Annotated in this window: 26 protein-coding genes; 24 read left to right on the forward strand and 2 right to left on the reverse strand. The window is 58.2% G+C overall.

Annotation, left to right across the window (positions count from 1 at the left end; genetic code table 11):
* Positions 1–23 precede the first annotated feature (23 nt).
* The 15 genes from ACQKKX_RS02255 to ACQKKX_RS02325 all read left to right on the forward strand — a co-directional run bounded on the left by ACQKKX_RS02255 (position 24) and on the right by ACQKKX_RS02325 (position 6432).
* On the forward strand, positions 24–257 hold the full coding sequence (locus ACQKKX_RS02255) for a hypothetical protein (protein ID WP_427568376.1): 234 nt from the start codon (positions 24–26) through the stop codon (positions 255–257).
* Between the two features lie 80 nt (positions 258–337).
* Entirely contained in the window at positions 338–667 is a 330-nt protein-coding gene (locus ACQKKX_RS02260; RefSeq protein WP_427568377.1) for a hypothetical protein, read from the forward strand.
* Complete coding sequence (locus ACQKKX_RS02265; protein WP_427568378.1) at positions 664–876, forward strand: hypothetical protein; 213 nt, start codon at positions 664–666, stop codon at positions 874–876. The genes ACQKKX_RS02260 and ACQKKX_RS02265 overlap by 4 nt, the downstream gene beginning before the upstream one ends.
* Positions 873–1109: a hypothetical protein gene (locus ACQKKX_RS02270; RefSeq protein WP_427568379.1), complete on the forward strand. Its 237-nt coding sequence runs from the start codon at positions 873–875 to the stop codon at positions 1107–1109. Before ACQKKX_RS02265 ends, ACQKKX_RS02270 begins: the two co-directional genes overlap by 4 nt.
* On the forward strand, positions 1106–1318 hold the full coding sequence (locus tag ACQKKX_RS02275; RefSeq protein ID WP_427568380.1) for a hypothetical protein: 213 nt from the start codon (positions 1106–1108) through the stop codon (positions 1316–1318). Before ACQKKX_RS02270 ends, ACQKKX_RS02275 begins: the two co-directional genes overlap by 4 nt.
* Positions 1315–1509 carry a hypothetical protein gene (locus ACQKKX_RS02280; protein ID WP_427568382.1) on the forward strand — a complete coding sequence of 65 codons (195 nt, stop codon included), beginning with the start codon at positions 1315–1317 and terminating at the stop codon, positions 1507–1509. The genes ACQKKX_RS02275 and ACQKKX_RS02280 overlap by 4 nt, the downstream gene beginning before the upstream one ends.
* The gene (locus ACQKKX_RS02285; protein WP_427568384.1) at positions 1509–2516 is read left to right on the forward strand and encodes a bifunctional DNA primase/polymerase; all 1008 of its coding nucleotides are present in this window, start codon (positions 1509–1511) and stop codon (positions 2514–2516) included. Before ACQKKX_RS02280 ends, ACQKKX_RS02285 begins: the two co-directional genes overlap by 1 nt.
* An 88-nt stretch (positions 2517–2604) precedes the next feature.
* Positions 2605–2982 (forward strand): hypothetical protein, encoded by a 378-nt coding sequence (locus tag ACQKKX_RS02290; RefSeq protein ID WP_427568386.1) that lies wholly within the window; start codon positions 2605–2607, stop codon positions 2980–2982.
* Positions 2979–3416 carry a hypothetical protein gene (locus ACQKKX_RS02295; protein ID WP_427568388.1) on the forward strand — a complete coding sequence of 146 codons (438 nt, stop codon included), beginning with the start codon at positions 2979–2981 and terminating at the stop codon, positions 3414–3416. Before ACQKKX_RS02290 ends, ACQKKX_RS02295 begins: the two co-directional genes overlap by 4 nt.
* Before the next feature lie 55 nt (positions 3417–3471).
* The gene (locus tag ACQKKX_RS02300) at positions 3472–3906 is read left to right on the forward strand and encodes a hypothetical protein (RefSeq protein ID WP_427568390.1); all 435 of its coding nucleotides are present in this window, start codon (positions 3472–3474) and stop codon (positions 3904–3906) included.
* Positions 3903–4334, forward strand: a complete 432-nt coding sequence (locus tag ACQKKX_RS02305) for a hypothetical protein (protein ID WP_427568392.1) — start codon at positions 3903–3905, stop codon at positions 4332–4334. Before ACQKKX_RS02300 ends, ACQKKX_RS02305 begins: the two co-directional genes overlap by 4 nt.
* Positions 4331–4912 (forward strand): DUF6362 family protein, encoded by a 582-nt coding sequence (locus tag ACQKKX_RS02310; protein WP_427568394.1) that lies wholly within the window; start codon positions 4331–4333, stop codon positions 4910–4912. Before ACQKKX_RS02305 ends, ACQKKX_RS02310 begins: the two co-directional genes overlap by 4 nt.
* A 1031-nt stretch (positions 4913–5943) precedes the next feature.
* The gene (locus tag ACQKKX_RS02315) at positions 5944–6087 is read left to right on the forward strand and encodes a hypothetical protein (RefSeq protein ID WP_427568396.1); all 144 of its coding nucleotides are present in this window, start codon (positions 5944–5946) and stop codon (positions 6085–6087) included.
* Positions 6084–6245: a hypothetical protein gene (locus tag ACQKKX_RS02320; protein WP_427568398.1), complete on the forward strand. Its 162-nt coding sequence runs from the start codon at positions 6084–6086 to the stop codon at positions 6243–6245. Before ACQKKX_RS02315 ends, ACQKKX_RS02320 begins: the two co-directional genes overlap by 4 nt.
* A gap of 22 nt (positions 6246–6267) precedes the next feature.
* The gene (locus ACQKKX_RS02325; RefSeq protein ID WP_427568400.1) at positions 6268–6432 is read left to right on the forward strand and encodes a hypothetical protein; all 165 of its coding nucleotides are present in this window, start codon (positions 6268–6270) and stop codon (positions 6430–6432) included.
* A 41-nt stretch (positions 6433–6473) separates the two neighbouring features.
* Here the strand turns inward: ACQKKX_RS02325 and ACQKKX_RS02330 are convergent, their stop codons facing one another.
* Positions 6474–6827 (reverse strand): hypothetical protein, encoded by a 354-nt coding sequence (locus ACQKKX_RS02330; protein ID WP_427568402.1) that lies wholly within the window; start codon positions 6825–6827, stop codon positions 6474–6476.
* 56 nt (positions 6828–6883) lie between these two features.
* Entirely contained in the window at positions 6884–7354 is a 471-nt protein-coding gene (locus ACQKKX_RS02335; RefSeq protein ID WP_427568404.1) for a hypothetical protein, read from the reverse strand.
* A 78-nt stretch (positions 7355–7432) separates the two neighbouring features.
* On the opposite strand from ACQKKX_RS02335, the gene ACQKKX_RS02340 reads away from it, so the two are divergent.
* The 9 genes from ACQKKX_RS02340 (at position 7433) to ACQKKX_RS02380 (ending at position 15194) form a co-directional block, all read left to right on the forward strand.
* On the forward strand, positions 7433–7891 hold the full coding sequence (locus tag ACQKKX_RS02340; protein WP_427568406.1) for a terminase small subunit protein: 459 nt from the start codon (positions 7433–7435) through the stop codon (positions 7889–7891).
* On the forward strand, positions 7869–9380 hold the full coding sequence (locus tag ACQKKX_RS02345; RefSeq protein WP_427568408.1) for a terminase: 1512 nt from the start codon (positions 7869–7871) through the stop codon (positions 9378–9380). The genes ACQKKX_RS02340 and ACQKKX_RS02345 overlap by 23 nt, the downstream gene beginning before the upstream one ends.
* 228 nt (positions 9381–9608) lie before the next feature.
* A complete protein-coding gene (locus ACQKKX_RS02350; RefSeq protein WP_427568410.1) occupies positions 9609–11660 on the forward strand; it encodes a portal protein in 2052 nt (683 codons plus the stop codon).
* Positions 11657–11890, forward strand: a complete 234-nt coding sequence (locus tag ACQKKX_RS02355; protein WP_427568412.1) for a hypothetical protein — start codon at positions 11657–11659, stop codon at positions 11888–11890. Before ACQKKX_RS02350 ends, ACQKKX_RS02355 begins: the two co-directional genes overlap by 4 nt.
* 33 nt (positions 11891–11923) lie before the next feature.
* Positions 11924–12931, forward strand: coding sequence for a hypothetical protein (locus ACQKKX_RS02360; protein ID WP_427568414.1), 1008 nt, complete (start codon positions 11924–11926; stop codon positions 12929–12931).
* Between the two features lie 51 nt (positions 12932–12982).
* Positions 12983–13969, forward strand: coding sequence for a DUF5309 domain-containing protein (locus ACQKKX_RS02365; RefSeq protein WP_427568415.1), 987 nt, complete (start codon positions 12983–12985; stop codon positions 13967–13969).
* Positions 13970–13983: 14 nt separating this feature from the next.
* Positions 13984–14418, forward strand: a complete 435-nt coding sequence (locus ACQKKX_RS02370) for a hypothetical protein (protein ID WP_427568417.1) — start codon at positions 13984–13986, stop codon at positions 14416–14418.
* A gap of 48 nt (positions 14419–14466) precedes the next feature.
* A complete protein-coding gene (locus ACQKKX_RS02375) occupies positions 14467–14871 on the forward strand; it encodes a hypothetical protein (protein ID WP_427568419.1) in 405 nt (134 codons plus the stop codon).
* Positions 14872–14873: 2 nt separating this feature from the next.
* Positions 14874–15194: a hypothetical protein gene (locus ACQKKX_RS02380; RefSeq protein WP_427568421.1), complete on the forward strand. Its 321-nt coding sequence runs from the start codon at positions 14874–14876 to the stop codon at positions 15192–15194.
* The last annotated feature ends 65 nt before the right edge of the window (positions 15195–15259 follow it).

The raw sequence follows: 15259 nt of genomic DNA on the forward strand, positions 1-15259 counted from the left end.
CAAACTTAGGAGGTAGTTAATCGATGATTAATCCTGACGTTCCCCGTCTGCGCCGCGCCGACGTTCCTGCATACCTCATGCAGAAGCATGGCATCCCTATTGCCGTGAACACCCTGAACAAGATGGCCACAGTCGGTGGTGGCCCTGCCATGCGCTACGCCGGCCGCATCCCGCTCTACGATGTCACCGATCTGGACAAATGGGCTGAAGAGCGCCTGTCCGGGCCGGTCACGTCCACATCGGGGCGCGCAGCATGACCTCCCAGAACGCAAAAGGCCCGGCAACCGCTCCAACGGTTCCGAGCCATGGTTCCAACATTCCCAGCGAGGAAATGAAAATGAACGAGAGCGTAAATAGCACGGCGTCCGCCGTAGCGCCAGCCACCCGTGAGTGGGAGCTGCTGAGGACGATCTACACCTACAAGGGTGAATGGAACACCTACCTCGCTCGATCTCTCGATGATGACCATACCCCGCGCATCTATGAGGAAGCCCTGAAGCGCCTTGAGAACTGGACCCAACCCGCAACGAACTTCTGTGAGGCACTGGCCGCGTTGGAGCTTGCCGAGGAGTTCTATGAGGCGGGAACGAGCGATGTCATCCCATGCATGATCAAGGCAGCCAAAGACTGGATGCAGGACGACAGGCAGGGGAGGGCGATGGCATGACCGCGCGCAATCCTCTCAGCTCGGAGGTGATGGACGTTCGTGACCTTCTTGCCGCAGCCATCAATCTGAACGAGGCTCTGTTTTTGGCTCAAGCCGGCATCGGAAACCTTGGCCACACGAACGCACTGCAGTCGGTCTCGGATGAGCTGAACAACAAACTGCTGATCATCAGCGACCGCCTCGAGAAAATTCAGGAGGCTTTGGCATGAGCAAAAGCCTCTCAACCGCTCGCGAGATCGTCGCGGACATTCGCAAGGACGGTGCTGTGACCGTCAACCAGCAGCTCGAAGCCTTGATCACCCGCTTCGCAGAGGCGGCACACCTGATTGATCCGGCTATTCGGGACGTGTGGGTCTACCGCGCTGGCGGAGACCTGAAGACGCCATCGGGCGTCGTAATCGACCGTGAGGCAACCCCATTCGTGAAGAGGGCAAGCGCATGAGCGAGTATCACGTAAATGGAGGCGATGCTGACTCTGTCATCCGCAATCTGAACGATCTGCTGGATGTCATTTGCGATCTGCAGTTCAACACACAAGAAGTCGACCGCCGCGTCGACAGCCTACTGTGGATTGCCAGAGACATGTCCCAGGGCATTGTCAGATGCTTTAACGATGAAGCGAAAGTAACATTGCGGGAGGTGCGAGCATGACCGCCCCCCGCAACATCCAGACCACCGAAGACGTGATCTGCGCAGCTCAATGGCTGGCCGATCGTCGAGGCGAGGCGTTCGGCGCCGTCGTCTCAACGGTCAAGGCCCGCTTCGGTATCTCTGCCGTCGAAGCGGCCAACGCAATTGAGCTTGCCCGCCAGATGCGGACGCTTCGGAGAGCGTTCGCCTGATGGCCGCGTTCGCTGAATATCAACCCCGCTATGCCGAGCACGGCATCATCACCTTCCCAGTGGTAATCAGCCCTGACCGCAAGAAGCCGGCGGTGAGCGGATATCTGAAAATCGGTCTGCCGACGAGCAGCCAGCTTGTGCTGAAGTTCCCAGAGCATGACGCCTTGGGCTTCGCCTGCAAGCGCAGCCGCATATCTGTGCTCGATGTCGATACCGATGACGAGCGCGAGCTTGCCGACGGTCTGTCCACCTTCGGGCCATCGCCCTTCATCGTCCGCAGTGGCTCCGGGCATTTTCAGGCTTGGTACCGCAACAACGGCGAAATGCGGAAGATCCGGCCGGACCCGGCTCGGCCCGTCGATATCCTTGGCGATGGCTATGTCGTGGCCCCGCCGTCGATGGGCACTCGCGGTCGGTACCAGATCATTCAAGGCAGCATGGACGATCTCGACCGGCTGCCCACGATGAAAAAACTCGAGGCTGCAAACGTGGACCAAGCGCCGTCTTCATCGGTGCCGGAACGGTTCAGCAAGATGCAGCAGGGCGACGGCCGCAATGCATCTCTTTTCAAGAGAGCGCTTCGCCAGGCGCACCAAGCAACCACCAAAGAGGAGCTAATCCAGATGGTATCTCAGGCAAACCAGCAGTTTGCTCAACCGCTGTCTGCCGACGAGGTTCTGAGCGTTTCCCGATCGGCCTGGAAGTACAAGCAGGAAGGCCGACTGATGGTCACCGGCGGCGAAGCAAACGCCGTGATCTTTCAAAGCGACATCGATCATCTGTGGGATCAGCCTCTCGGCCTTTCGTTGCTGGTGCGCCTGCGTATGGCCCATGGTTGGCGCAACGGCAGCCCGTTCCCCTTGGCGAAGGGGATGGCGAAAAGCCTTGACGTCAGCGTGCCGACTTATCTCGCTGCTCGCGATACTCTCGTCGACCGCATGTTCCTCGAAATTGTTCATCCCGGTGGCAAAGGAAAGAATGACCCACCGATTGTGAGGTTGCTGTGATGAGGGGTGAGAGCAGAGAGGAGAGGTGTCTAAGTTATATTGGGGCAAGAATTTTGACCCTAAGAAAACACATGATTGGTGGTGCCGCATGATCGTGAAATCGCACCGAGATGGGACATTCTTCGTTGCCGACAATGGCAACTGGCGTCTGGCCGGACCATTCCCGACTAGCGAAGCTGCATGGCAGTGGATCGATCGGCATCCAAAAGACCATGCTGAAGAGCCGGAGAATCCGAAGCAGCCTCGAATGCACAATCGTCAGCCGCGGACCGACGAGAGCGTCGACAAAGCGGCGGTCCTGCTGGTCGTTCCGCTGGTCGTGGCAGACAAGCGCAGCTCCGTGAAGGAACGCGAGTTCGCGCTTCGCATGGAAATCAAGGCCAAACGGGCGCGGAAGCTTCGGCTGACCGCAGCCCAGGCCGGATGGTGGCATCGCATTGAAAAGAAATTTGGAGGCGCAGCATGACCGAATTTGTCGACATCCAGCCCGGCCAGTGGGTACTGGCGTTCCATCAGCCCTACGGTCCTTACGACCGGACCCTTGCCGAAACGATCGAGGGATATGCCTTCCATCACTGGATGGATAACCGCGACAAGAACGAAGTGTTCTTTGTGATGCAGATCACGAAGGTGATGCCGAACACTTATCAGGTCGCCGGCTCGCAACGGTACATCCGAGATGGCGAACGACTTCCGCGATCGAACGTCATCGCCAGTTGCAAGACGGAGGCAGCGGCTGTCGCCCTTCGCGACAAGATTTTCGACACCGGCGTCGAGACAGGCGAGCGCATCGAAAAGGAAATGTACCGCCGCATTCAAAAGTTTGCGGATCGGGAAAAGGCGAAGAGCATTACCAAGATCCGCCGGCTGCTGCCGGAAGTGTTCGGGAGGGCGCCATGATCCTTTTCGACATCATCAAACTGCGCGTTCGCTTGTGGCTCAGGAGGGCCTACCGATGACAACCATACTCAACGTCACACGCAACGACGACGGCCAGTTCGAAATCACCAACGAGGCCGGTAAGCTCGTCGATGGGCCGTTCGATACTAACGCCGCAGCGTGGAAGGCGCTGGACAGGCTAGATCGGAGCGACGAGCCAGCCAAGGCCAAGCCCCGTAAGAAAGTCCTGTGGGGCAAGGCCGAGCAGCCGAAGGTTGGTAAAAAGGCCCGCCGCAAGGAGCGCAAGCGGCAGGAGCGCGCCGACCACAAGATGAAGGTCAACGCCGCCAAGGCTCCCAACTGGGTTAGATCCGTGGCCGCTGCCAACTTCGACCCGGCCGGCGAACGGGCATATCGAGACCACAAGCTCGGCACGTTCGGTGCGGCCTCAGCTGTAAAGCGCATCGATCCTGCCGAATACCTGGCAGCCAAGGCGAGAGGCGAAGCTTGAAGCGCCACCGGATCAACATCTACAAGATCGCCAGAGAATGCGGCGTCAGGCTGATGGAAGCGAGAGAGCATTCCCCCGCCAGCCGTCGGCCCGGTGACTGCTTTTGCAAGCCGACTGTGCGCGAGATCGGGGAGCAGCATGGCGAAGCGCATCTTCGTCTCGTCTTTCTCCTGATCATGGGTGACAAGGCCAACGGTCGCGAGCTGTATGCCGACATCATGAAAGCCGTATCGCGTCTCCTGGCCCAGCATCCTGACCTTATCCGCCGGCCGTCTCTAGTGAATGAGTTCAACGCCCTCAACATCCACCGCCTGCGCCGGCAGGCAAAGCTGATGAACTGCGACACCCCCATGGCCGATGTGCTCCTCGTCATGCTGACGCTGCAGTTCATCGCCGCCCCCAGCATCGACATTGGAGAAGCAGCATGAAGTTTAAGGACTGGACCGCCAAGGCCGTCGAGGTGCGTATTCTGGAAATGGCCGACACGCTGCGCAAGTCGCCGGCTGTCAGGGGACCGAAAGCATACGGTAATGCCATGCCTGAACCCGTACGCAGGCAATTCGAGGCTTATGGTTCCAACACTGCCAGATATCGAGAAACCGCGTCAGCGGGCTCCCTTGGGCGAATGGAGCAGGTTTGGGCATGGATAAACGCCTTGCCGATCGAAGCCGACCGCAGGCTGATCTACGCTTGGTCGTGGGTGAAGGTCAGGAAAGGCGTCAAGATTTCTGCCTTCGCATCAGAAAACGACATGAACGAAAGAACCTTACGTCGCTCGATAAGCGCGATCTGCCAACGCATTGCGGACAGTCTCAACCAAAATGGTCAGTTTCGGCCTGCTACTGTCGATTTACATCTGTCCGAAATCCAGCCAGATATCACGTCAACAACGGTAACGTCCGAGAAATGCGCCACACACTGGCGGTCATCGGACGCAAGGCCGCACATCGACCCTGCTCTTCCTTCGGTGAGGGTAATCGAACACCGGCAGGCCCGGGCGCGGTAAGAACAGAAAGATTGACTACCTCGGCGGCTCGATAATGCTGTCCTTGGTGTCTACATTGCCGGCGTCGTCAGTCATCCACCACTGGGTGGCGTAGACCGCTGCGCATAGGGCCAGAGATATCGCGATGAGGATTGCGGCGGGGCGAACGTATCTGTTTTCCATGGGCATCAAGTAGGGTCTTGCCGGGGATTTAACAGCCAGGCGCCGCGAGCGCGAGGCACGCCGAAAGGCAGCATAGAATAACGTGGAGTAGAGCAGTCCGGTAGCTCGCTTGGCTCATAACCGCAAACTGTGTTATGAACCGAGGATGACCGAGAAACCTAAAGCTACCAGATCCGACCCCGAAGCTAGGCGTGCTTACACGCGATGGCACTACGAACAGAACAAGGAAGCATACAAGGCCAGAGCTAAAGCGAAGAACGCTGAGGTTCGCGAGGCCGTCCGCTCTTTCTTATTCGGATACCTAAATTCGCATCCGTGTATCGACTGCGGTGAGGCCGATCCGATTGTTCTAGAGTTTGACCACGTCGGGGACGTCACCAAGGCGTTTGATCTCGGTGACGCTGTCCGCCTTGGGTATTCGCTCAAGGCGGTCATGGCCGAGGTGCAAAAGTGTGATGTCCGCTGCGCTAACTGCCACCGACGCATAACCTATCGCAGGGCAGGACGAACGCACCGGGGTTAGTCGCAGGTTCAAGTCCTGCCTCCGCAACCAACATAACCCGCCAACGCATCACAACGATGCGCACCCCGGTGGGTCATTTATCGGGATAGCGTGGTGCCCCGCATTTTCCGGGCATACTGGCCGCTAAGGCGACAGGCGGAGTCCCGTACCCACCCCAGCCGAAAGGCTGCATAGCCCCGCCGCCGGATAGGTCGCGGGGCTTTCGTTTGAGGAGAGCGTGATGCGCAAGAAGATCGCGGCTTATGCCTTTCTGGCCTTCATTGAGCTAATTCCGCACTACGTCGTTCCCTATTCGATCAACGGTCGTATTCGGCTCCGCGCCGCCGCCTAGCCCGAAAGGCAGACCATGAGCAAGCGCCAGGGCATCTACTTCGTTCTCGGTATGGGGATGGTCATGATGTTAGCTGCGATCGTCACCGATCACGCGCCGGCATATGGAATCGCTGCGGTTCTGTTTGTTGCTGCGGCTGCCCTGAATTGGACCGCATGAGCAAAGCAGGCTGGATCTCTATCGGATTGATAGCGTTCGTGGTGCATCTGGCTTCATCGGCCGTTGCGCTTGTTTCCGCCTTTGACCTTGTGCCGACCGCGATCGCCGCCGTTTCCTTCGGTGTCGTGCAGCTTGTTATCGCGCGGGCACCCGCATGATTATCGATCATTGAGACAGATCATGAGCAAGGTAGACCGATACGTGGTGTATCTCGATGGTATCGCGAAGACAGTATGGGCCAGCAAGGCTGAAGCCGTAGCCAGCGCCGTTCGCATCGCCGGGGTCGGGAAAGCAATTGTCGTCAAGCATCCAAAGCGCGGCCTTCCATTTCTTGTCGCCGCATGACCACCGCCCGCGAGCGTGAGGGAGAGTAAGTGACGGCCCGTTCAAAAGGTTTCGTAGAATTTCAACAGCCGCTGTACAGCTGCCGTTAAGAGCAACGAGCTAGTGAACGCAAAACCGACCGAGAGAACGGTCGAAAGGTATCTCGTTTCGATCCGTTGGAAAAAGGTAAAACCGGAGCCGAAAGCAAAAGCAGCGCCGCCGAACAGTAATGAATAGGAAAGAAGCCCGGCGCACTTGGAAAGCGCATCCATAAAGGTCGCGTTGGGTATCGCGTCCGGCGTCGTATTTATGATTGTTAAAATCAAAGAAAGCGCAGCAGCAGATAATCCAGCGCCTGCTTTCCAAGCTATGGTTGATGCGCCTTTGGCGTAACGATACCAAAGTGATTTTTCCATTCAACTTTCTCCACATCAACTACGCGGCGATCAACCTGAACAGCGAACACCGAATATTACTTATTAAGATCTTCATCATCGACACGTCTCTCGATGCGAAGTTTAGTTACAGAAAATGTCTCGGTAAAACATTCAGCACCTTTTGCTTGGTCAGCAAAGGGGAGCGGAATGCCTCGCCAATATGCTTCCGCCCAATCAAGACCGATCATCCCCATCGGTACCACACGGCGGAAATCTGCCCGCGCTTCCATCGCGTGGACATTCAGTCTCGATACTTCGTACCAATTCACGAAATTGAGCCGCTCCGTCTGGTTATACGCGCGCGCATTCTCGATATGGTCGAAATAAAACGCGGCGTCTAGCCGTGACGGCAGATGGGAAAACGATCTGGAACGAACGTCTTCTAGTATGCTTTCGCGCAAAGCCGCGGCGTGTGCATAACCATTTGCGCGCAAAACTCGTCCGTAGTTGCCAGGTTTCACAGAAGAGCCGACCTCTAAAAGGGCGTGAGTGCAATAGAAAGCCATGCTGGTCAATTTCTCACGTGCAGTGGATGAATCTGACCCAAACAGGAAAAGGACGGCGATGCAATCCTTAGCTGAACGATGACAAGAGCTATCGGCTTCAATCAGCAAAAGGCGGACACGATCTGTGAAAGGCTCGCATCCGGCCTCAGCCTTCGGGCCATCTGCCGCAACAAGAGCATGCCCAGCAAGTCAACAGTGTTCAAATGGTTGGGTGAAAACGCCACGTTCGCGGACCAATACGCGCGGGCGCGAGAAGCCCAGGCCGATCTTCTTGTCGACGAGATGGTGGCGATCGCTGACACCCCGAAGATCGGGAAGAAGACCAAGAGAACGAGCGACGGCAAACTCGAGGAAACCACCTTCGATATGACCGAGCATCGCCGTCTGCAGATCGAGACGCGGAAGTGGGTGGCCGCCCGCATGCGACCGAAGAAGTACGGGGACAAGCTGGACGTGGATCAGAAGACGACAGTTGAGGCAGGCGACAGCGTTATGGCGCTGATGCAGGCGATCGATGGCCGAACCCGCACTAAGTGAAGAGGTGGTTGCTCAGTGGGCCGATCGGCGCTGGCGACTGAATAATCTGTATTTCATCAAGGACAAGCTCGGCGCCGTCGTGCAGTTCAAGATGAACCCGGCGCAGGAAAAGCTGCTGGATGATCTGCATTACCTGAACATCATCCTCAAGGCCCGCCAGATGGGGTTTTCGACCTTCATCCTGATCCTTGCGCTCGACTGCTGCATCTTCAATTCGAATTTCGCGGCCGGCCTGATTGCCGACACGATCAAGAATGCGCAGAACCTGCTGGAGCGCATCAAGTTCGCCTATCAGCACCTGCCGGGCCCGATACAGCGCAATGTTGAAATGGTTTCGGACAATTCGACCGAGATAGAATTCAGCAACGGCTCAGGCGTCGAGGTTGGCGTCTCGCTGCGATCTGGTACCAAGAACCTGCTGCACATTTCCGAATACGGAAAGATTTGCGCGAAGGCGCCGGATAAGGCCAAGGAAGTCAAGTCGGGCTCTCTGAACACGCTGGCGGCTCGACAGCTCTGTTTCATCGAGAGCACGGCAGAGGGTAGGGGCGGCGACTTCTACGACAAGGTACAGCAGTCGCGTAAGGCATCGGACGCCGGCCGTGAGCTAGGGGACATGGATTACCGGTTCCATTTCTTCCCGTGGTGGCAAGACAGCAGCTACGAGCTTCATCAGGAAACGCTGATCACTGCTGAGGATCAGACCTACTTCGACGAGCTTGCGGCTGAACACGGCATTCGCCTGACGATGCCCCAGAAATGGTGGTACGTCGCCAAGAAGAACGAGCAGGGCGATGACATGTGGAAGGAATACCCTTCCACGCCTGACGAGGCATTTAAGGCGGCGAAAGACGGTGCCTACTTCGCCAAGGAGATCAGGGCGCTTCGCCAGCGCGGCAAGATCGGTTCGTTCCCGTATGTGCCGAACATCCCGGTAAACACGTTCTGGGACTTCGGCTTAGGGGACGCTCAGACCATCTGGCTGCATCAGGAAGTAGCGGGCGAGCATCGGTTCGTTGGTTACTTCGAAGATAGCGGCATGGGTCTGGGCTACTATTTCAACTGGATGGACCGTTGGGCGGCACTGAGGGGCGCACGATGGGGCGTGCACTATGCTCCGCATGATGTCGATCACAAGCGCCAGACCAAGACGACAGGCCAAGCCGAAACGATCAAGACGATGGCCAAGGATCTTGGTGTCGTCTTCACCACGGTGACGAGAAACCCGGACAAGCAGAACTCGATTATGGGCGTCCGCGCAAAGCTCCCGGGTTGCTGCTTCGATGAGGCGGAATGCGCCAAGGGGCTTGAGCACCTGGAGAACTATTGCCGCGAATGGGACGACCGACTGAGCGTTTTCCGCAGCCATCCTCGACACGATGAGGCCAGCCATGGCGCTGACGCCTTCATGACCTTCTCCGACGGTTACGCGCCGCCGAAGAAGAAGAATGCCGAATGGGACAAGTTTAAAGAGACGAAGGTGGCGTGATGGCTTTAGCGGCGTGCGAAATGTGGGAGGTCGTTTCCCGTATCAGGGCAGGCGAGTTGCCGCGTGAAGTTGACAGCGAGTTACTATGTCGCGCCAGCAAGGCCGGTGCAGAATTCGCAAAGTCTCTGGCGATCAGAGGCAATTACAACCGTCTGAAAGCCGCTGTCAAAGAGCGTGACCGTCTTCTGCGGATTGGAGCCGAGGCGCTTTGCGATCGGGGAGTGCATAATGGCGGATGAGAAGAAGACCGATAACCTGACCGGCGTCGTTGCCAATCTGGTCAAGGACTGCGAAGGGTATCGCGAACAGCTCGCTGAAGACCGGAAGACAGCCGATGAATATTTCGACGGCAGAATGTCGGACGTGCCCGCGCCTGCGAACCGGTCGGCTGTTGTGTCCCGTGACGTGCGATCTACCATCAAGAAGGTGCTGCCGTCGTTAATCCGCGTCATCCTGGGCGGTGACAAGGTGGCGGAATATTCCCCGGTCGGCCAGAACGATGAGGCGTTTGCGGAACAGGCTAGTGATTACGTCAGTAATATCGTCTTTCCCGAAAGCGATGGCGTCCAGGCGGTGCAGGATGCGATCCATGACGCACTGAAGCTCCGCAATGGCGTTCTGCGCTGGTGGCAGGATAAGGAGCACACTGTCACCATCACCCAGCATTCCGGCCTTGATGCCGACGCGCTGGCGCAGCTTCTGCAAGATGATGATGTTACGGTGTTGGGCCAGTCGTCGAGCATGGAACAGATCCAGATGCCTGACGGCAGCCTGCAGGACGTTCCGGTCTATGACGTGAAAATCCGTCGTCGATCGAGCAAGAGCCGGCCGCGCATCGCCGCGGTGCCGCCTGAAAACTTCCTGATCCACCCGGATGCAAAGACGATCAGGGAAAGCCCGTGCACAGGCATCAACGAGAAGATGCGCCGGTCTGATCTCATCGCGATGGGATATGATCGCAAGCTTATCGACGAACTGCCGATCGCCGGAAGCACAGGCGACCAGGATGACGAGGAATCGACCCGCCGCCGTGAATTGCTCGACGAGCGCGACACGTTCGCCCATGCAATGCAGGAGGTCGAATACTACGAGCTTTATGTTCGGGTGGACGCCGACAACGACGGCATCGCTGAACTGCGCCGCATGGTCTATGCCGGCGCGATCAACGAAGAATACCTTTTGGAAGACGAGGAATGGGACGAAGTTCCCTTTGCCGACATCATCGTCGAGCGCCGGCCGCATCAGCGAGAAGGCACGTCGGTCTCTGACGACACGATGGAACCGCAGAAGGTCAAAACCGTCCTGCTGCGTGAATCGCTGGACAACATTTACTGGCAGAACAAGCCCCAGCCGATCATTCAGGAAGAGGCGGTCGTCAACCCGGATGCCGTCTTGCGACCGTCGTTCGGAAAGCCGATCCGTGTCAGCACCGGGGTGAATGTGAACGAAGCCGTCGGCTTCGCCCGCGTGCCGTTCGTCGCTCAGTCGTCCTTCGACATGATGAATTATTTCGACCGTGAAATCGCTGACGTTACCGGCATCACCGATGCGTCGAGCGGCATGGCGCCCGATCAATTGCAGAACATGACAGCGAAGGCGTCGGCAATGTTCGAGGCGGCAGGCATCGGTCAGACCGACCTAATGGCCCGTACAGTCAGCCATGGGCTTATCCCGGTGTTCAAGGGCTTGCTCAAGCTGATCATCAAGCACCAGGACAAGCCGCGCACGGTTCGCCTGCGGAACAAGTGGGTGACGTTCGACCCGCGCCCTTGGAATTCGGAGATGGACGTGACCGTTAATACCGGTCTCGGTGCGGGAACCCGCGAGCGCGACATGATGATGATGCAGATGATTGGTGGCCTTCAAGAGAAGCTGCTTGCATCCTACGGCCCAGTAAACAACCCGTTTGTGACCGTCCGCAATGTCTACAATGCGCTGTCCAAGTTGGTCGAGGCATCCGGCCTGCGGTCTGTCGATCAGTTTTTCACTCTGCCCAGCGACGAGCAGATCGAGAGGATGGAACAGGCGGAAGCGAACAAGCCAGACCCCGCGATGCTCAAGCTTCAGCAGGAACAGGCCAAGTTCCAAGCTGACCAGATCCTCCGCATGGAGGAACTGAAGAGCAAAGAGCGGATCGAGATGGCGAAGCTTCAGCAGGAAGAACAGTTGAAGCGCTACCAGATCGACCGCGAGATCGAATTGAAGCAGCGCCAGAACGTCGCTCAGGTTCTGACCGGCGGGCATGTCAGCACTGCGCAGCTGGGAGGGTTTCCAGGATGAGGGACGAGGAACGCATCGCTTACGCACAGCTGCTCATCGAAAACCCGCTCCTGCATGAAATTATCGACGGCATCGAGAAGCGCGCCACTGACGGGTGTGTCTCTGCCAATGTCGATCACGAGACCCGCGCGGCATACGCTGCCGAGGTCCGTGCAATCCGAGACATCCGCCGCAAGCTCAACCTGGCCAGCCAGGAAGCCAATGAGGACGGATTTCAAGCGCCCGCATAACGCCGGCGCTCCAACGCCCTGAAAGGGGAAATCATGACTGTGAACGAGAGTGCCAACCTGCCGGATGACGGCGGGAGCAAAACCGTTGAACCCTTGGATATCGAGAACTCTAGTGCTCTGAATTTCTGGGAACCCGAAGACGATGTGCCTTCGGATAATCGCAGCGCTCAGCGTGCAGAGACCGCATCTGGGACGGGTGAGGCTGGGGACGACCCCGATCAAGAGCCCGGTGGTGCCGCAACGGAAGATGACGACCCAGAGAATCCCGACGATCCGAACCCGGATGATCCTGACGCTGACAAGCAGCCGACGGATGATGCGGCGATCGACGAGACGGTTGTCACGCTGAAGGGTGGCGAGCAGGTTCCCGTAAAAGAACTGAAGCTCGGCTACATGCGGCTCAGCGACTATCGCACCAAGACCCAGGAGGCCGCCAATCAGCGGCGCTCATTGGAAGACATGTCCAACCGCGTTGCCGGCACGGCACATGCGTTTGCGAACTTCCTTGCCAGTCAGTTGCCGGAAGAACCGTCAACCCAGCTGGCAATGACCAACCCGGCTGCCTACACCCAGCAGAAGGTGATCTACGATTCCGCGCTTCAGCGGATCAACGAAATCATCGCGATGGGCCAGCAGCCCCAGAACGTCGTCAAGCAACTCACCGACCAGCAGAAGCTCGAAAAGCTCCATGCTGAAGACGAGAAGCTACGGGAGCATTTCCCGGAAACGGCGACGAAAGAAGGACGTGAGAAGTTCTTCGAAGGTGCATTCACGACCGGCCACGAGTTCGGCTTTTCCGATGAGGAAATGCAGGGCTTCGACGATCACCGGTATCTGCGCGTCATCCACTACGCCCAGCTTGGCCTTGCTGCCGAGAAGGCAAAGGCGAAGGCGATGCAGAAGATGGAGAATGCCCCGCCTCTCGTGGCGCGCGGTAAGCCCCAGCAGCAGAATGCAGGTCAGGTCCAGAAGAGCAAAGACGCTATGGCGCGGTTGACCCGAACCGGATCGCTCAAGGACGCAATGAACATCGACTTCTGATCGATGTGCGCCTGTCGGTCCTCTTTCATCACCGAAATCCGAGGTTGACCAATGGCAGTCATCACAAACACCGTCCGCACGAATAATGCGGTCGGTAACCGAGAAGAGCTCTCCGACGTTGTTTCGCGTATCACGCCGGAAGATACCCCGATCTATTCCATGATCGAGAAGAAGAAGGCCAAGTCGGTGCATCCCGAATGGGAAACTGACGACCTGGCCGCAGCTGGCGACAACGCCCGAGAAGAAGGCGAGGAATACGACTTCGACAAGGTCGATCCGCCGGCCCGTGTGGGCAATTACACGCAGATCCTGCGCAAGAGCTGGATCATCTCCGGCACGCAGGAAGAGGTCGACGAAGCCGGCAACGTCCAGAAGCGCAAGTACCAGAAGGCGAAGAAGGGCGTCGAGATCCGCAAGGACACCGAGTTTGCCATCGTCGCCAACCAGGGCTCTGTCGGCGGCGCTGTCCGTCGCATGGGCGGCCTGCCCAGCTGGATCACCTCCAACGTCTCCCGCGGCGCGGGTGGCGCCAATGGTGGCTTTGTGGGTGGCTTCACCGTTCCCGCAACGAACGGCACGCAGCGGACCTTCACCAAGGACATCATGGACGGGGTGATGCAGCAGGGCTTCAACAACGGCGCCAAGTTCCGGCACCTTGTCGGATCGGCGTTCGTGAAGTCGAGCTTCGTAAAGTTCATGTCCGACGCCAACGTGGCGCCTTTCCGTTACTCGGTCTCCGAAGGCGGCAAGCGCAACACCATCGTCGCGACGGCCGACTTCTACGAAGGCCCGTTCGGCAAGATCCTCGTGCATCCCAGCACGATCCAGTCGACGCCCGCGCTCGCCCGCAATGCCTTCTTCCTCGATCCCGACTTCCTCGAATTCCTCTGGCTCCGCAAGATCCAGGAGGATCAGAAGGTCGCGAAGACCGGTGACGCCGACAAGGGCGTGATCATCGGTGAAGGCACGCTGAAGGTGCTCAACGAAAAGGGCCTCGGAATTGCCGCTGACCTCTTCGGCATCTCGGCCTCGCAGTAACAGGAGAACGGATCATGCCGACATATCTGCCCTTCAACGTCACGGCGGCATTGCTCGCCCTGAATGCCTCCACCCACGGTACGCCGGCAACTGTCGTCGTCAACCGTCCTGCAGGCTCCACCCTCACGCTGCCGGCGTCTTACGGCTCCGGCGCCGAGTTCGACATCGTGGTCGGTGCGACCATCACGTCGAACAACCTGATTGTTCAGGTCGCCAACGCGCTCGACACCATGACCGGTGTCTGCCTGACGGCTCAGGATGCTGGCGATACCGTCGCCGGTTACGAAACCGCTGCCGATACCGATACTATCACCATGAATGGCTCCACCAAGGGCGGCATCAAGGGTGATCGCATCCGGCTGAAGGACATCGCCGCCAACGTCTGGCAGGTGCAGGTCATCAGCTCCGGTACCGGCACCGAAGTCACGCCGTTCTCTGCGGCAGTCTGATGCAGCGGGGCGGTGAGAAGCCGCCCCAACACTCTGAGGAGAGAATCAATGAGTGCAGAACTGAAGCTTAAGGCTGAAGCGCTCGGCATCACCGTTCCCGGCAACTGGGGCGACAAGCGCATTCAGGAAGAGATCGACCGGCATAATGCAGGGCAACGGAATGGCAATGGTGTTCTTGATCCCGGCCAGGGTTCCACCACGCAGCAGGCGCCCGTGTCGCCCAACGCACCGCCGCCGCCAGTTTCCGGCATCACGCCCGGTGACACTCCGCAGCCGATCGTTGAGGACCCGGAACCGACGAAGAAGGAAAAGCAGGTTGAAATCCTGCTGAAGGCCGACTTCTGGCCGGAAGAAGGTGAGCGCAAGATGGTTGGTGAAAAGGTCACTGTCGGCCTCGGTAAGGCCAAGCAGCTGATCGGCGCCGGCAAAGCCGAAATCCCGCTCGAGGACTGAACATGATCCGAGACGGCCAGTGGGAACTTCACGACTACGATTACGCCACTGGCCGCTCGGTCTGGCGGTATTTCGACGGGATGGACTGGCACATGCGTGTCGATACTCCCGTCGACAACATTGTTCGGGAGAATGAGTTCACCCGGAATGCCACGTCGGGCAATGCGATGGGCGACTGGGTCAAGATCGCATCCATTCCGCTCAATCATGCTCACGCCGAAAACCTCGTGCAGGCCCACAGCGAGGGTGACGACAAGTTCGTGAGCCGATGGCTTAACGATAGCGACAACCGCGCTTGGCGATCGTTTGACGCCCGTGTCTGACGTCCAGCGACTGCGGGAGAGGATGCGCGAACTGGAAGCGCGTCGGCCGAAGCCCGAGGATGATC

It is taken from the genome of Neorhizobium sp. NPDC001467, from assembly GCF_050275975.1.
Classification (GTDB): domain Bacteria; phylum Pseudomonadota; class Alphaproteobacteria; order Rhizobiales; family Rhizobiaceae; genus Neorhizobium.

What these genes read in the sequence shown, in the direction of transcription:
- ACQKKX_RS02255 (WP_427568376.1), top strand. Translation starts at nt 24, where the DNA reads ATGATTAATCCTGACGTTCCCCGTCTGCGCCGCGCCGACGTTCCTGCA.
- ACQKKX_RS02300 (WP_427568390.1), top strand. Translation starts at nt 3,472, where the DNA reads ATGACAACCATACTCAACGTCACACGCAACGACGACGGCCAGTTCGAA.
- ACQKKX_RS02355 (WP_427568412.1), top strand. Translation starts at nt 11,657, where the DNA reads ATGAGGGACGAGGAACGCATCGCTTACGCACAGCTGCTCATCGAAAAC.
- ACQKKX_RS02380 (WP_427568421.1), top strand. Translation starts at nt 14,874, where the DNA reads ATGATCCGAGACGGCCAGTGGGAACTTCACGACTACGATTACGCCACT.
- ACQKKX_RS02265 (WP_427568378.1), top strand. Translation starts at nt 664, where the DNA reads ATGACCGCGCGCAATCCTCTCAGCTCGGAGGTGATGGACGTTCGTGAC.
- ACQKKX_RS02345 (WP_427568408.1), top strand. Translation starts at nt 7,869, where the DNA reads ATGGCCGAACCCGCACTAAGTGAAGAGGTGGTTGCTCAGTGGGCCGAT.
- ACQKKX_RS02320 (WP_427568398.1), top strand. Translation starts at nt 6,084, where the DNA reads ATGAGCAAAGCAGGCTGGATCTCTATCGGATTGATAGCGTTCGTGGTG.
- ACQKKX_RS02370 (WP_427568417.1), top strand. Translation starts at nt 13,984, where the DNA reads ATGCCGACATATCTGCCCTTCAACGTCACGGCGGCATTGCTCGCCCTG.
- ACQKKX_RS02360 (WP_427568414.1), top strand. Translation starts at nt 11,924, where the DNA reads ATGACTGTGAACGAGAGTGCCAACCTGCCGGATGACGGCGGGAGCAAA.
- ACQKKX_RS02350 (WP_427568410.1), top strand. Translation starts at nt 9,609, where the DNA reads ATGGCGGATGAGAAGAAGACCGATAACCTGACCGGCGTCGTTGCCAAT.
- ACQKKX_RS02290 (WP_427568386.1), top strand. Translation starts at nt 2,605, where the DNA reads ATGATCGTGAAATCGCACCGAGATGGGACATTCTTCGTTGCCGACAAT.
- ACQKKX_RS02295 (WP_427568388.1), top strand. Translation starts at nt 2,979, where the DNA reads ATGACCGAATTTGTCGACATCCAGCCCGGCCAGTGGGTACTGGCGTTC.
- ACQKKX_RS02315 (WP_427568396.1), top strand. Translation starts at nt 5,944, where the DNA reads ATGAGCAAGCGCCAGGGCATCTACTTCGTTCTCGGTATGGGGATGGTC.
- ACQKKX_RS02375 (WP_427568419.1), top strand. Translation starts at nt 14,467, where the DNA reads ATGAGTGCAGAACTGAAGCTTAAGGCTGAAGCGCTCGGCATCACCGTT.
- ACQKKX_RS02260 (WP_427568377.1), top strand. Translation starts at nt 338, where the DNA reads ATGAACGAGAGCGTAAATAGCACGGCGTCCGCCGTAGCGCCAGCCACC.
- ACQKKX_RS02335 (WP_427568404.1), bottom strand. Translation starts at nt 7,354, where the DNA reads ATGGCTTTCTATTGCACTCACGCCCTTTTAGAGGTCGGCTCTTCTGTG.
- ACQKKX_RS02285 (WP_427568384.1), top strand. Translation starts at nt 1,509, where the DNA reads ATGGCCGCGTTCGCTGAATATCAACCCCGCTATGCCGAGCACGGCATC.
- ACQKKX_RS02365 (WP_427568415.1), top strand. Translation starts at nt 12,983, where the DNA reads ATGGCAGTCATCACAAACACCGTCCGCACGAATAATGCGGTCGGTAAC.
- ACQKKX_RS02340 (WP_427568406.1), top strand. Translation starts at nt 7,433, where the DNA reads ATGACAAGAGCTATCGGCTTCAATCAGCAAAAGGCGGACACGATCTGT.
- ACQKKX_RS02325 (WP_427568400.1), top strand. Translation starts at nt 6,268, where the DNA reads ATGAGCAAGGTAGACCGATACGTGGTGTATCTCGATGGTATCGCGAAG.
- ACQKKX_RS02275 (WP_427568380.1), top strand. Translation starts at nt 1,106, where the DNA reads ATGAGCGAGTATCACGTAAATGGAGGCGATGCTGACTCTGTCATCCGC.
- ACQKKX_RS02310 (WP_427568394.1), top strand. Translation starts at nt 4,331, where the DNA reads ATGAAGTTTAAGGACTGGACCGCCAAGGCCGTCGAGGTGCGTATTCTG.
- ACQKKX_RS02280 (WP_427568382.1), top strand. Translation starts at nt 1,315, where the DNA reads ATGACCGCCCCCCGCAACATCCAGACCACCGAAGACGTGATCTGCGCA.
- ACQKKX_RS02270 (WP_427568379.1), top strand. Translation starts at nt 873, where the DNA reads ATGAGCAAAAGCCTCTCAACCGCTCGCGAGATCGTCGCGGACATTCGC.
- ACQKKX_RS02330 (WP_427568402.1), bottom strand. Translation starts at nt 6,827, where the DNA reads ATGGAAAAATCACTTTGGTATCGTTACGCCAAAGGCGCATCAACCATA.